At 41.9% G+C, this 14,180-nt stretch carries 10 protein-coding genes and 1 rRNA gene; 9 read left to right on the forward strand and 2 right to left on the reverse strand.

Annotated elements, in window-relative coordinates:
* The first annotated feature begins 271 nt into the window (after positions 1-271).
* The 5 genes from BMZ58_RS03105 to dnaB all read left to right on the forward strand — a co-directional run bounded on the left by BMZ58_RS03105 (position 272) and on the right by dnaB (position 5,603).
* A complete protein-coding gene (locus BMZ58_RS03105; protein WP_075035056.1) occupies positions 272-1,552 on the forward strand; it encodes a glycoside hydrolase family 68 protein in 1,281 nt (426 codons plus the stop codon).
* Between the two features lie 90 nt (positions 1,553-1,642).
* A complete protein-coding gene (locus tag BMZ58_RS03110; protein WP_075035057.1) occupies positions 1,643-2,977 on the forward strand; it encodes a glycoside hydrolase family 68 protein in 1,335 nt (444 codons plus the stop codon).
* Between the two features lie 325 nt (positions 2,978-3,302).
* Complete coding sequence (locus BMZ58_RS03120; RefSeq protein WP_075035059.1) at positions 3,303-4,037, forward strand: DnaD domain protein; 735 nt, start codon at positions 3,303-3,305, stop codon at positions 4,035-4,037.
* Entirely contained in the window at positions 4,034-4,366 is a 333-nt protein-coding gene (locus tag BMZ58_RS03125; RefSeq protein WP_075035060.1) for a hypothetical protein, read from the forward strand. The genes BMZ58_RS03120 and BMZ58_RS03125 overlap by 4 nt, the downstream gene beginning before the upstream one ends.
* On the forward strand, positions 4,356-5,603 hold the full coding sequence (dnaB, locus tag BMZ58_RS03130; RefSeq protein WP_075035061.1) for a replicative DNA helicase: 1,248 nt from the start codon (positions 4,356-4,358) through the stop codon (positions 5,601-5,603). Before BMZ58_RS03125 ends, dnaB begins: the two co-directional genes overlap by 11 nt.
* Before the next feature lie 223 nt (positions 5,604-5,826).
* Here the strand turns inward: dnaB and BMZ58_RS03135 are convergent, their stop codons facing one another.
* The gene (locus tag BMZ58_RS03135; protein WP_075035062.1) at positions 5,827-8,322 is read right to left on the reverse strand and encodes a restriction endonuclease-like protein; all 2,496 of its coding nucleotides are present in this window, start codon (positions 8,320-8,322) and stop codon (positions 5,827-5,829) included.
* Between the two features lie 13 nt (positions 8,323-8,335).
* A complete protein-coding gene (locus BMZ58_RS03140; protein ID WP_075035063.1) occupies positions 8,336-10,726 on the reverse strand; it encodes an McrB family protein in 2,391 nt (796 codons plus the stop codon).
* A 255-nt stretch (positions 10,727-10,981) separates the two neighbouring features.
* Here BMZ58_RS03140 and BMZ58_RS03145 point away from each other — a divergent pair, with 255 nt between their 5' ends.
* From BMZ58_RS03145 to BMZ58_RS03160, 4 genes are all read left to right on the forward strand, one after another.
* Positions 10,982-12,316 (forward strand): D-serine ammonia-lyase, encoded by a 1,335-nt coding sequence (locus tag BMZ58_RS03145; protein ID WP_075035064.1) that lies wholly within the window; start codon positions 10,982-10,984, stop codon positions 12,314-12,316.
* 316 nt (positions 12,317-12,632) lie between these two features.
* Positions 12,633-13,145, forward strand: a complete 513-nt coding sequence (locus BMZ58_RS03150; RefSeq protein ID WP_075035065.1) for a DUF1643 domain-containing protein — start codon at positions 12,633-12,635, stop codon at positions 13,143-13,145.
* A 55-nt stretch (positions 13,146-13,200) separates the two neighbouring features.
* On the forward strand, positions 13,201-13,548 hold the full coding sequence (locus BMZ58_RS03155; RefSeq protein ID WP_075035066.1) for a DUF4260 domain-containing protein: 348 nt from the start codon (positions 13,201-13,203) through the stop codon (positions 13,546-13,548).
* A 553-nt stretch (positions 13,549-14,101) separates the two neighbouring features.
* Positions 14,102-14,180, forward strand: a 16S ribosomal RNA gene (locus BMZ58_RS03160); the annotation flags it as partial.

The raw sequence follows: 14,180 nt of genomic DNA on the forward strand, positions 1-14,180 counted from the left end.
CAATGGCCAGTTTTACACAAATCCGACGCTTCATTTTTATGGATTATTTTTCCATAACATCTATGAATTTTCTCTCATTTTAGAAAATTCTGTAACCCTTTCCAACAGTAAAGTAAAACGTTACCAATGTATCATTCATAAGCTCTTTGTGACTTTTTACTCCTTCGAGACAAGGGGCAAATCCACCGTTGACCATGACTTTCCGCTTCCTTAGAGTTAAGGTGTGTTCCGGAGCACACCCCCAACTACAACTATCAGGAGGTTAAGTAAAATGAAGACGAAGCAATCATCTATTTTATCCAAACTAGCCCTTACAGCCCTTGTAGTGTCTAGTGCTATCACAACATTTCCTGCAGCTTCTTCCGCACAAGCAGCTGAGGATACTCCAACATGGTCCCGGGAGGATGCATCAAACTTTACGTTGACAGACGAAAACACCGTACCGAACATCGATTCTTTTACAGATGTGGCCCCGGATTACTGGGTATGGGACACATGGCCGCTGCGTGAGCGCGACGGTTCTCTTGCTAAGATCAATGGTCATTATGTCCAGTTCGCTCTTACCGCAAGCAAAGAGTATACATGGGGAGGCCGTCACGATCATGCGGTTATCCGTTACTTCTATTCTAAGAACGGTAAAGATTGGGAAATGGGTACCGTACCTTATGACGAAGATAAAGCGCTTGGTTTCCGCCAATGGGCTGGATCTGCGATGATCGACGAAGACGATAAGATCCACTTGTTCTATACAGCGGCCGGTCGTAAAGAGGAAGGTCCTACATTCGAACAGCGACTGGCGAAAACGACATTCGAAATGGATTATGACAACAAAGAAGGTTTCCAAGTAACCAATAATGGGGAGCACCAAATCCTTGCAGAAGCTGACGGCGTTCATTATGAAACACAAGCACAGAAAACGGGAGATATCATTTATTCCTTCCGTGATCCTTGGTTCTTCCAGCACCCGGAAACAGGAGAAGAATACTTAATTTTTGAAGGGAACACAGGTGGTACAGATAAGTCACTAAATGCAGACAACATAGGAAACGTGGATGGTCCTATTCCTGATGGTGCAGAAGATTACAATGGAAACGTCGGAATCGCGAAAGCAGAAAACGAGGACCTGACAGAATTTGAATTGATGCCACCGCTTCTTGAAGCAAATGGGGTGAACCAGCAGCTTGAGCGTCCGCACGTAGTACAGAAAGGGGACGATTTTTACTTGTTCACCATTTCCCACCAGTTCACGTTCGCGCCCGGCCTTGAAGGTCCAGACGGGCTGTATGGTTTCCATGCTAACTCTCTATTCGGAGATTATCAGCCGATGAACGGTACAGGTCTTGTAGTTGCCAACCCTGAAGAAGATCCATTCCAGGCATACTCCTGGGCGGTTCTTCCACACGGACAAGTCATCAGTTTTGTCAACGAATTCCATGACGAAAATGGCGACTTCCAGGTTGGCGGATCTTTTGCGCCGACATTGAAGCTGAAGCTTAAAGACGACACTTCGGAGATCAAAGGTGTTATGGGGGAAGGCGAAATCCACGGATAACGATGGAAAAAGAAGCTGGCTGTGATTGGCTGGCTTCTCTTTCCCACTAACCATTACTGTAACTTTATTGTGATAAAAGGAGGAAGAACAATGAACGGAAAGAAATTTACACCAAGAAAAGTGTTGCTGACAACGGCTATCGTATCGACGTTATCCTTCGTGTTTGCTCCAGCTGCTTCTGCTGAAACAGCCGGTACATCCAACTGGACGATAGAGGATGCATCCAAGATCGAGCGTACCGATGATACAACAGCCCCTTATATTGAACCGGATTTTGAAAAAATGGCTCCTGAACTGCACGTATGGGACACATGGCCACTTCGCGAAAAAGACGGCTCTATCGCGAAGGTGAACGGCTACTACGTGATTTTCTCATTGACGGCCGATTCTGACTTGCTTCCTGGTAAACGTCACGACGTAGCCACCATTCGCTACTTCTACTCGAAAGACGGCAAGAACTGGGAGCTTGGCGGTAAGGCTTTTGATACAGAGCAGGCTTATGGTTCCAGACAGTGGGCCGGTTCTGCGATGATAGAAGACGGGAAGCTGAACCTTTTCTATACAGCAACGGGACGTAAAGGCGAGGAAAACGTCACCTATGAACAACGCTTAGCGCTTGCTACAGGCGACGTGGAAGCGAACGGAAAAGGAATCTCTTTTGCTAACTTTGATCATTCGATCATCCTTGAACCAGAAGGCAAGTACTATCAGACTGAAGAGCAGGCGGAAGCTGGAGACATCGGCTATACGTTCCGTGATCCCTGGTTCTTTGAAGATCCGAAAACAGGCAAAGAGTATATCCTCTTCGAAGGAAACTCTGCAGGTACACCCGCAGAAAGAACACTGGATCCTGCCTACATCGGCAGCGAAGATTTCCAAAGTTCCTTTGATTTTGTAAACCAAGACTTTGCCAAACGGTTCAACGGGGCGATTGGAATCGCAGAAGCGACCAATGACAGCTACACAGAATTCGAAGCAATGCCGCCGATTCTTGAAGCGAACTACGTGAACCAGGAGCTTGAGCGTCCCCATATCGTGACCAAAGGCAACCAGTACTACTTGTTCACCAACACGCACGAGCACAAATTCGGTCCTGACTTGACTGCTCCAGACGGATTGTACGGCTTTTCTTCTGATCAGCTTACATCTGGCTATGAGCCCCTGAATGAAAGCGGCCTTGTTTTAGCGAACCCGGAAGATCACGCGTATCAGGCCTATTCCTGGATGGTCCTTCCAAATGGAAAAGTCATCAGCTTTTATAACTTCCATGATTTAGATGGTAAAAATATTGCTGATCTTGGAGGCACATCTCCGGAGTATCAAATGGCTCATTTTGGCGGTACGTTAGCGCCGACATTGAAGCTTGCTATTCAAAATGACCGGACGAAAATTGTGAACGAACAAGCTCCCGGCAAGATTAAATAAACGATGAAAGCCTTGATCCAGCATTGGATTAAGGCTTTTTCTTTTTTAATTGGGAGAAAGGATGATAAGCCTCCAATTGGAGATGCCCTAAAATTCGGGAAGAATATCGATGATGACGAAAAAATCGTTACAAGAGGGGCAAGTGCTTCTTACGGATGTATCAGCAAATTGAAGAGGCACCAGTTTTTGATCTTTTTTCTAAAAATAATAAAAAAACTTTTCTTTTCATAGACACCTAAACCCACACTTCCTTCGATTATAGTCATGAGGAAGTGTTTTTTTATGCACAAATCCTCCATCTTCCCAAAAGAATAGGAGAATATAAATGAACTATATCAAAGCCATCAACGCTTTCTACGATCACCAGGAATTCAACCCTCTGTCATCCGCGGCCATCAACCTTTGGTACAGCCTCATGCATGTGAATAACAAATCCCGTTGGAAAAAAGAGTTCATTGCTTCGATGAACGTCCTTTGTATGAAATCCAACTTGAGCGAAAGCAGCATCCGTAAAGCACGCAAGGAACTTGTTGAGAAAGGATATATCACATTCACTTCGAGATCTGGCAACCAGGCTCCCATTTATCGGATACTCCCTTTATATGTAGAAATGGACAACGAGAACGATAATGTAGACGAGAACAGTGGCGGCAAGTCGAACGGCAACGATAGCGGCAAGTCGAACACATTAATTAAACAAAACGAAACGAAAGAAAAAGAAGAAGTAGTAGTGGAAAAGCAAGGCGAGAATCCCCACCATTTTTACGAAAACAATATCGGGCTGTTGTCACCGTTCATCGCAGAAAAAATCACCGTGTGGTGTGAAGAGATGTCGGATGCACTCGTGATGGAATCGATGAAGCTTGCGGTCAAGAGCAACAAACATTTCTTCAGCTATTGTGAAGGCATTCTGAAAAAGTGGCAGCAAGCGGGAGTCCGTACTTTGAAAGCGGCAGAACGAGCTCAAGCGGAGCACAAGAAAAAGAACAAGAGGACGATTTGGAAGCAGGATAAAAACAAATCCTTGTTCGATAAGTTGAGAGAGGGGGTGCAAGTATGAAGAGGGAGGAAGCCATCGAGGTGCTAGAGACGATCAGTGAATTGTATCCACAAAAATTCGATATCACCGAGCGTGTCGCGAACATGTTGATTCCAAAGCTTTTGGAGATGGATTACCAAGGAGTACTGGCGAAGCTCTCCGATTTCGCTGTCCGCAGTCCGTTCCCGCCGACCATCGGGGAGATCGCTGTCTATCAACCGGAGAAAAACCGTCACTTGGAGCAGATGAAAGAGTGGGAAGCAGAAGCAGCCGAAGTGTCTGATGAAATCCGTCAGCGGTTCATGAACAAGCTGCAAACACTCGTAGAGGAGAAGTCCGATGAGTCATAATCTACAGACAGAACAAGCATTGTTGGGCATTTTTCTTGTCGACGGTGAAAAAATCAAGCAGACAAGTCTTGAACCTATCCACTTTTCTGAAAGAGAACACAGACGTATATTCTCAGCAATCCAGCAGGTTGACAACAACGGAACACCGGTGGATATGGTGACGGTAACCACGAGTCTCGGACAAGAGATCTCTGATGTCGGGGGAGTGAGTTACCTGTTAGCGCTGGCCGAATCCGTCCCGACGACCGAGAACTTCCACGTCTATGAAAAACTGCTCATCGAATCCTATACGTACCAGCGAATGAGACAGTCGGCGATGAAATACATCGAAAATCCGAGTGCTGATGCGCTGCTTGGCTTGAAACAGCAGCTGCACCTGATGGATAAGGACAAGGAAGCGGATGAGCAAACGGTGAAAGAGCAACTCAGTGAAATCGCCATGGAGATGACCTCCTCACCCGGACAGACCGGCTTCTCAACAGGTTTCGTTGACTATGACAAAATGACCGGAGGAGCACAGCGCGGCGATTTGATCATCGTCGCCGCCCGCCCTTCGATGGGGAAGACAGCCTTTGCCTTGAATATTGCGAGGAACCATTGCAAAAACAGAGGAGCCGTCGACCTGTTCAGTCTGGAAATGGGATCCAAGCAGCTGTTGCAGCGGATGATTTCCTCCGAAGCACGTATCGACGGACAGAAGTGGCGCTCGATGTGTTTCTCCACAGACGACTACAAACGCTCCTTCAACATAATCGGAGAAATCGCCGAATGGAACCTGTCCATCCACGAACGAGAACAATCCGTCCAGGACATCACATCAAAAATCCGCGCCTCCGTCGTCAACGACCCAAATCACGAGCATCTCATCATCATCGATTACTTGCAGCTGATGAGTGTCAAAGGCCGCTATGAACGCCGCGACCTCGAAGTCGGAGCCATCACCCGCGAACTGAAACTCCTCGCCCGTGAACTCAACATCCCGATCATCCTTCTCTCCCAGCTCTCCAGAAGCGTCGAACAACGCCAGGACAAACGACCGATGATGTCCGATTTGAGAGAATCCGGAAACATCGAACAGGACGCTGACGTCATCAGCTTTTTGTATCGCGATGACTACTATTCACAGGAAGGCAGTGATGGGGTGGAGGTGATATTGAGGAAGCAGAGGAATGGTCCGGTGGGGACGGTGATGTTGGGGTTTGAGAAAGAGTTCGGGCGTTTTGTTGATTTGATGTAAAATCAGAAAGAGTGCCTGCGCCCCACTTTGCTAAGGTGTTAACGCGACATAGGTCAGGCACCGTTATATTCTATATCTAAGAAACAGATTGATTCGTTCAAGAAGTGCTAGGAGTTAGTTGTTCAACAAGATTATTAGTTCCAGGACCTAGTCTAGTTTTAGATAGGAAAGAAAAAGAGTTACTGCTTCTAGGTCCTGGCAAACTATTGTAGGTTATTAAGTCTTAGTTGCTTAACACCTTTTGAATTTTCTTATAAATAGGTACAGGAGTCCGTTTGAAATCTTTTAATGACTCCACAGTTTGGTTACCATGTGAGTCATGAATCACAAGACGGTTATGATTTTCATCCAATTTGATTGTGTTATTGCCTATGCCAAAGGATTTTACACCTGTGGAATTGTCTAAGTGCGTATGATCGAGTATGGTCTGAACCTTATTTGAATACCTTCGTAGGAACCTCCACAATTTTAGTTCGGTATTTGATTTCATAAATAATTCGGGGAGATCCTTTGCGTGCTGCAACATGCTCAATGTCGTTAAAGTATAAACTTGGATCCCGTATCCCACAGGTCGGATGGTCTTCGGTAAAGAACCCCATTCTTCGACTTGGAATTTAACATAGAGTTCTTGGGAGCGACTAGGGACCTCTCTCAGTTGTGAACGTTTTACGATATCTACATTTGTTATTTGCCCGTAATAGGTAATACCGTTGGATGATCCATTTTCGGTAGCCTTTTGTGTAATATAGAGAGCAATATGTTTGGCTTCTTGCCACCCTTTTTTTAATTGCTTTAAGGGAATATGGTAGAAACGATGTTGCAAATGCGCTGTTAACCTCCTGTAGTCGTTAACCACCCCAACAAGAACTTTTTCATCGAGAGAGGACTCCCAGTATTCATACGACCCTTTTGGTAGAATGCCTTTGTTTTGTAAGTCTTCCGGACTGCTTTCAATTAAGTGTTCTAGAAATTCTTCCACCAACCGATTTGTATTCGGTAAAAATGGGAGGCCGCCAATATTGACTTCATCAATGCTTTTATAAAAAGGATGGGATTCATAATTCTCTTCATCCATCCACGGAAATAGCACATAAGCACCGAAGGCGTAACGTTCGTAGGGGCCTTCATTTTTATAAACCCAGGCGTCCCGGTAACGGTGCATCGTATTAATATCCTCTTCCATTGGACTAGGGGTAGACGCCTCGTTCTCTGAATGGCCAAAATCGATCCGGTATTTCGCATCAAAAATATACTGATAAGCATAAGGGTGGCCATTCTTTTCTACGGTCAACATAATATCTGGTTTTTGCCGTACTGTAGGAGACGACGGATGTCTTTCCTGAAAGCTAAGCGTGATTTGTTCTTTTGTAAAGGGATGCTTGAACCTTCGTTTAGCAGATTTGCTTTGATCAAGATCCACAAAAAGTCCATTTTGATTAACCTTTATAATATCTTGGTCAATGGCTTCATATTTCTTATGCAAAATTTGCCCCATCTTTAAATACGTCCAATATTCGTACAGGGTTGCTACATCCTTTACAGACATCTTAAAGATCTCCCCTTGGAGGGAGAGCCCTTGCGATAATACTAAATAAATCATATAAGCATCCCGATACCCTTGCTTCATTTGCATGACTAACGTGAGTACGGATCGATCCAATCGACTGATTTGACGCCAAAAGGGGGACTTTTCAATAGTATACAGTTTCCCTTGCATGAAGGTTAATGTATTCAATATAGTACGATCAGCAGCAGGAGAATTGCTCAGATAACGCTCCACCTGATAGTTTAAGGATTTTATTTTCTCTTGCAGTCGGATCATCATGAATTTCACAAACCGATTTTCCAACGTATCGAAGGAAAGATTCTTTTTAGCGTGTAATCCTCGTTCTGGCATCATTTGTTTTTCATTTATCGTAATTCCATAGTTGGTCTCTTTGAACAAATGGGGCCTCTTTCGTAAATATTTACGAGACTGATTATCTGTTTGTCTTAGCTGATTGCCTCTTACCTTGTGATATTCTGTTATCAACTGATGGTGCGGTTGCCTCTCGATGAGATGAATGGCGTTTACAAATCGATCAAAATAATGATGAAGCAACCTGTGAAATTCTGCTTGAGAAGGTGACTTTGATGAAATTTTTGATGCTCCAATAAACGTCTTTTTCATAAAATGAAAAGCCAAGTTATACACTTCTTCACTTACTTCCTCTAATAAACGCTTATAGTCCTCTTTGTAATCAAGTTTTGTTGGGAACAGTTCAATTGTTAGGTCTGCTAGCTTATCTTTACCATCTAAAATACTAAATTGCGTTAAGCCAACCTCATTCATAAATTGAAGTTGTCCCATTAAAAAGGTGATATCTCCGACTTTTTCTTTGCTTACCGATCTTTGAATTAATGGATGTTCATGGTAGAAGGAAAGTTCTTTCCCGGTTTTAGAAACGACTACAAGCTGATACACTTCATTTTCAAAAAAGATAGGTGGAAATGGTCCATCAGATAAGTCTACCATTCTTTCTAGAACAGGATGAAAGACTTGTACATCTGTCCCTTCTAACGCTTGCACTTTTAAGGTCATCGCTTGTTCTTGTACATTGACTTTTTTCTTATAGCTTTTTAAATTTTCGAACCTACTGTTAAATGGCCTGCCCTTCAAATGAACGGAAAACTCTTCATGTTCAATGACCAGTAGATTCGTATCATTGGCGTGAGACATGTGTACCCACCTCTTAACCTAGCCAAAATGAAGTGAAGCCGTGTTGTTTTTGATTATTATACATAGTGGCTAATTTTTCAGCTGATTTTGGGAAATGAGCATGTTCGATCGTTTGCTCATAGTGCTCCATATCAAGGGCCTGGCCTGTGCAGTAAGTAAATAACTCCTCGATAATCTCAGCCGTAGCAAAATCACTTCCATTTATCTTTGGCAGGACTTTCTGTAATAGTTGTCGGTCAAATGCTTCTCTTGGTGTCATCAATTGACCTAGTTGGTTGTAAATCATAAAGAAACAAATTTCATCGCGAATACGATATCCAAAATGAGTCTTATTCTTTTTTAAAATTGCGTTGATGTCTATTAGCCAATTCGTTGTGTGCTCAATGATCGACTGATGATCAGTTAAAGCATCTTTTAATGTTAAGTACTTTGTTTGAAGGACATCATTTGTAACAGGGTAATCCTCAACTTCTTGATGGTCCTGTAGATTTGGAAAAAAGCTAAGATCCACTTCATTAAATTCCATCGTATTCGCACGATCTAACACCTTCGAACTGAAAGGATGTGTCGTCTCGTCCATATTGACAGTCCCTATTATATAAACATTGTCAGGAATGATCACGCGTTGATTAAAGCTTTCTGGCGTAGGAATTTGAGAAGTGACAATCCGATCACCTAACCTTTTCCGGCTTTCCATCACACTCAATAAATCGCTGAAGTAATATTCAACTCTCGCTAGATTCATTTCATCTAATAGAACAAAATATGGAAGTTCAGGGTTCTTTTCTGCTTTAAGTAGTACCTTTGTTAAGGGGCCAGGTTTGAAATCTCCTTTAATATCTTCAAACCCAATCAATTCTGAACCATCACTCCAATCCGGACGCACAGGAATGAGGTGAAACTGTCCATTTTCTTCGGTTGCCCCGATACTATTGGCAAACTTCTCAACGATTTTTGTTTTTCCAGTCCCAGAGATACCTGAAAGGATCACAAACGGTTTTGTACGTAAGGAGAGGTAAAGACTTTTCACTTCTTCTTCTTTATAGTAGAACCCTTCATTCTTAATGTAATTATAGATATGATTGACCAATCTTTTCTCTGAGAGATTGGTTGCTTTGCGTGTTGATCTTTTAAGTTTGAAAGTTGCTGGAAAGCTTTCTTGAAACGAACTTAAAAGGTATTCAGCAAATTCTTTCGATACCGAAAAAAAGTAGCCTTGCTTCACATTTCCATTTACATCAAAAGGTCCAGTTTCCTGTTTGCGTTTATCCTCTGGAATAGAAACCTTTTTTAATTTAGGATCTAGTGGGGAATATTGTACGCGGAGGAGGTTTCCGTCTTCTTCCCACTGATCTGTAGTAAACGTAGAAGGTTTCTTACTAGTCACAGCATTCTCCATGACTTCACAGATGGAATGGATAACTCCTTGCGAATAAGCAAATACAACATCACCAGGATTAGCTTTGAGTAAGTCTGTATGATGGGTGAGGGGAGTGCCTTGTTTGTTTCTCTTAGGGGCCCATAGGAAACCGCCCTCTATTTCATCTTTTGCCGTTTGACCTTGGTTCACCCACCAGTAATTCCGAGTCCTATTTACATTTTCAGTCATCTCTATCACATTCCCGTCTCCATCAATTAGTTCTGCATGTTTTAGCCAGTTGAAAATGTTCCTAATGCCTCTATCAGCCACAGACTCTTTAATGGTTGTTTGATCTGTTGAACTCACAACAGTTAAATAAGCTATTTCTCGCAAGACTTCTAGCTTTTCCTTGGAGTTATACATGTACATAAACTTTAATAATTTATATATCATATGTACAAATGGAATTTGAAGTATTCTGTTTTTAACTTCTTGAATGGAATTATCTTTATTCACCAGTTTATTGTCTTTATTTAAGTAACCAAGTAATCTTAAATTTTGACGAGCATGCGCCTTTAGCCGTTTCATATTGTCATCTTTAAAATTTTGGGCTATAGAATCTGCTGTATATTCACCATTGATCAATTCTTGAAGCATTGTCATGGTTTGGTCCACAGTACTAAATGGAATGTCTAGTGTAGTGAAAGTTCTTAGATGAACTTGGTTATCTTTCAGTTTTTCTACGAAGGGAAGGGAGGACAAAAACCCAATTATAAAAGATTGCCTTCTTCCTAAATCCACAAAATCTTGCTCATTAACGGTTCTGTTATTTAGTAAGATCCCTAACGCTTGTTCCAGCCAGTCGCTACGAATAAGAACGTAAGGAACATTCTTTTTACCTTCATTAAATTTATTGCGGGAAGAATTGGTTTCTACATGGATACCTTTTTCACTTGATGAGACTATGTAATTGGGGGCATTTGTACTTAAGGTATAAATAACCTCTGATTGCTTAGCAAAATCTAAAATAAATCTATTAAGCATGGAAATCCTCCGGTCAGCGATATTTTCCTTTCATGGTATCACAAATGGGAGGGGTTTCTAATGTTTGTCTTTCTATACACCGATGTATTTAGGTGAAAAGGGGGTATATATAATTGTGCAGTTAATGTAAAAAACAGTATACCTAGTTAAAGTTGACTGGTTCCTTTTTGAAAGAATGTGCCTGAATGCATTAATTGCATTAAATATTCTCTAAATTTAGGTGTCTTAATTATAAATCAACAAAAGGAGGATTTTATGTGTCCCGAAAGTACTTATAGCAGCGAGGAAGAATTGATCGAGCAGTTGAAAAACAAGAAAGAAACGTTTTGGTCCAATGAATCACTTAAACCTTATCACACGCTTGGAAAAAATCTGCCTATCCCAACTGAAGACCTTCATGAAGCAGAAAAGCTTCTCCAAAGGTTCTCTCCATATTTAGCTGAAGTATTTCCGGAAACCAGGAAAATGAACGGGATCATAGAATCTCCCATCCGCGGCATACCTTCTATGCAGCAGGAATTGGAAAAGCGAATCCAACAATCCATCCCGGGCCATTTGTATGTAAAGTGTGACCATGAGCTTCCGATAGCTGGGTCCATAAAAGCACGAGGAGGCATTTATGAAGTATTAAAATACGCGGAAGGGCTGGCAATAAAACATGGAAAGCTTACAAAAGATGACGACTATTCCAAATTAGCTGATCCCGAATTCAAGCAGTTCTTTTCTAACTTCTCGATCGCTGTAGGATCCACAGGTAATCTTGCTTTAAGTATAGGCATCATGAGTGCAGCCTTAGGCTTTCAAGTAACTGTTCATATGTCCGTGGAAGCGAAAGAATGGAAGAAAGAGTTACTCAGGGATAAAGGTGTAGTGGTGGTGGAGCATGATAAGGACTTTTCTTTTGCCGTAACTGAAGGACGAAGACAATGTCAGGAGAAAAGTAACTGCTATTTTATTGATGACGAAAATTCCAAGGATTTATTTTTAGGCTATGCAGTGGCTGCTTTACGCATTAGTGAGCAATTAAAGCAGGAGAATATCACGGTTGATGCGGATCACCCCCTGGTGGTCTATTTACCTTGCGGTGTAGGAGGAGGTCCTGCGGGTATCACTTATGGACTGAAGTATGTTTTTGGGGATCATGTGCACTGTTATTTTGCAGAGCCGACTAGCTCTCCTTGCATGATGCTTGGTCTTGCCACAGGAAAACACGAGGACATTTCTGTTCAGGATATCGGGCTTGATAATAAGACGGAAGCGGATGGATTAGCTGTTGGGCGACCATCAGCCTTGGCTGGCCGGCTGGTAGAAAACATGGTGACCGGCATTTATACGCTCAACGACGAAAACTTGTACAAACTATTAGCCCTTTTGCATGCATCAGAAGGCATTTCCCTCGAGCCATCAGCACTTGCTGGGATGTATGGTCCTGCTTCCATTGACATTCATCAACAGTTAGACCGCATCTATGGCTCTCGATTAAGTAATGCTACTCAATTAGTCTGGGCAACAGGAGGAAGTTTGGTACCAAAAGAAATTATGGAAGGTTTTGTTTCTAAAGGGACATCATTTCTTCGTCAGGAGGAATAGAAGAAACTAACCTGTTGAAGTGATCCTGTGAAATGAGTTGGCGAAAATTTTGCCCCCATGGTTCTATGGTGGGGTGCGAATATATAAGGTATTAAAGGACTGATTAATTTATTGGGAGCTCATGGCGAACACATTATTAAGCTCTTAAAAAAACACGAAGCTGGGACACAACTCCGTCTATGAAACAAAGAAGAGCTCTACGAACCAAAATAGTTTGTAGGGCTCTTCTTTGTTAGCTGTTTTAATAATAAGGAAGGAATTGATTTAGGTTTGGCGTATTAGCTACATTAAGGCCATTTTTTAAAGGGGTGAAAAAGTGTCTTTACCATCAGGTTGTAGATACTGGCATGCTCATGAAAATGTAAACGCCGTTTTGGATGCAAGTAAACAGTATAGGTACCTTTTGGAGTGTGTATGGGATGCAGATAATAAAGTAGTAACCTTTGTTATGTTAAACCCCAGCCATGCAGACACAAACATTTGTGATCGAACAATAAATAGATGTGTGAATTACTCCAAGTCATGGGGATATGGAAAGATGAATGTAGTTAATTTATTTGCCCTTAGATCAAAAGATCCCAAGTATCTAAAAGTGCACCCTAATCCAATTGGAGACGAGAACGACCGTTATATATTGGATGCTGTCAATGAATCGGATTTGCTGTTACTTGCATGGGGAGGAAAACATAGTTCCATAAAAAATAGGAATAAGGAAGTTCAATCAATTTTATCTCCGTATGAACCTTATTGTCTCAAAAAAACAGTGAAAGGAAACCATCCAAGACATCCTTTGTATTTGAAAAAGGATTTAAAACCAATTCCATACTAAACGAGCTGTTCGTTTTGTAAGGAAAAAACTTATGAGCCATAGACGAGGTGATTGTATGCCAAAACTTTTCCTCCATATAGAAGGTACTGTTATTTTTATCGCAAGCTTGTATTTCTATCAGCAAAACAATTTCAGCTGGCTCGCATTCATTTTTATTTTGTTCGTTTTTGATTTTTCTATGATCGGCTATGTCATTAATGATAGAGTAGGGGCCATTGTCTACAATATCTTTCATAGTTACATCCTTCCGGTCACTCTTATACTTGTTTCTACCATTATAACGTCGGATGGGTTATTGATGATCGGTCTGATTTGGACGGCTCATATCGGGATGGATCGGATGATTGGTTACGGTTTGAAATACAGGAGTGGTTTCAAAGATACACATTTTCAAAAAGTCTAAGAGAGGAGAGATGGTCGAATCTTTTCTCGAAGAAATAAAATGAAGGAAATAAGTTGGTAGGTGTATATCTGCATGGCTCTCTTGTCCTGGGCAAAAAAAGCGATGTTGAACTCAGCGTGACGGAAAAGCAGATGACTTGGGAAGACGAGGATCTACTTACAGCCTTTTACTGCATAAATCACAATCTCCATTTCCGATAGAGTTATCAATCCTGAATCGGAATCAATGGAACCAATGGCAGCCTCCTAGTCTCTATGACTATATTTTTTTATAAAAACCTATTGCATCGTTTCGAATCGCATGATATATTATTACTTGTCGCTTTAAGAGAGTGGCAAGCCGCAAACAGCTTAACAAAATAAATTATAAAAAGTTGTTGACGAAAACGACAAGAAATGATATATTTATTAAGTCGCTGTTTTGAAGCGGCAAACAAAACATTTGATCTTTGAAAACTGAACGAACCAACCAGTACGTCAAGAAATTCCTTCTATTATAGAAGTGAATCAAAACAAGCACATTCGGTGTGCAAATGAGCAAGTCAAACTTAACTTTTATGGAGAGTTTGATCCTGGCTCAGGACGAACGCTGGCGGCGTGCCTAATACATGCAAGTCGAGCGCGGGAAGCGAG

Origin of the sequence: Halobacillus dabanensis (assembly GCF_900114165.1) — a bacterium.
Taxonomy (GTDB): domain Bacteria; phylum Bacillota; class Bacilli; order Bacillales; family Halobacillaceae; genus Halobacillus; species Halobacillus dabanensis.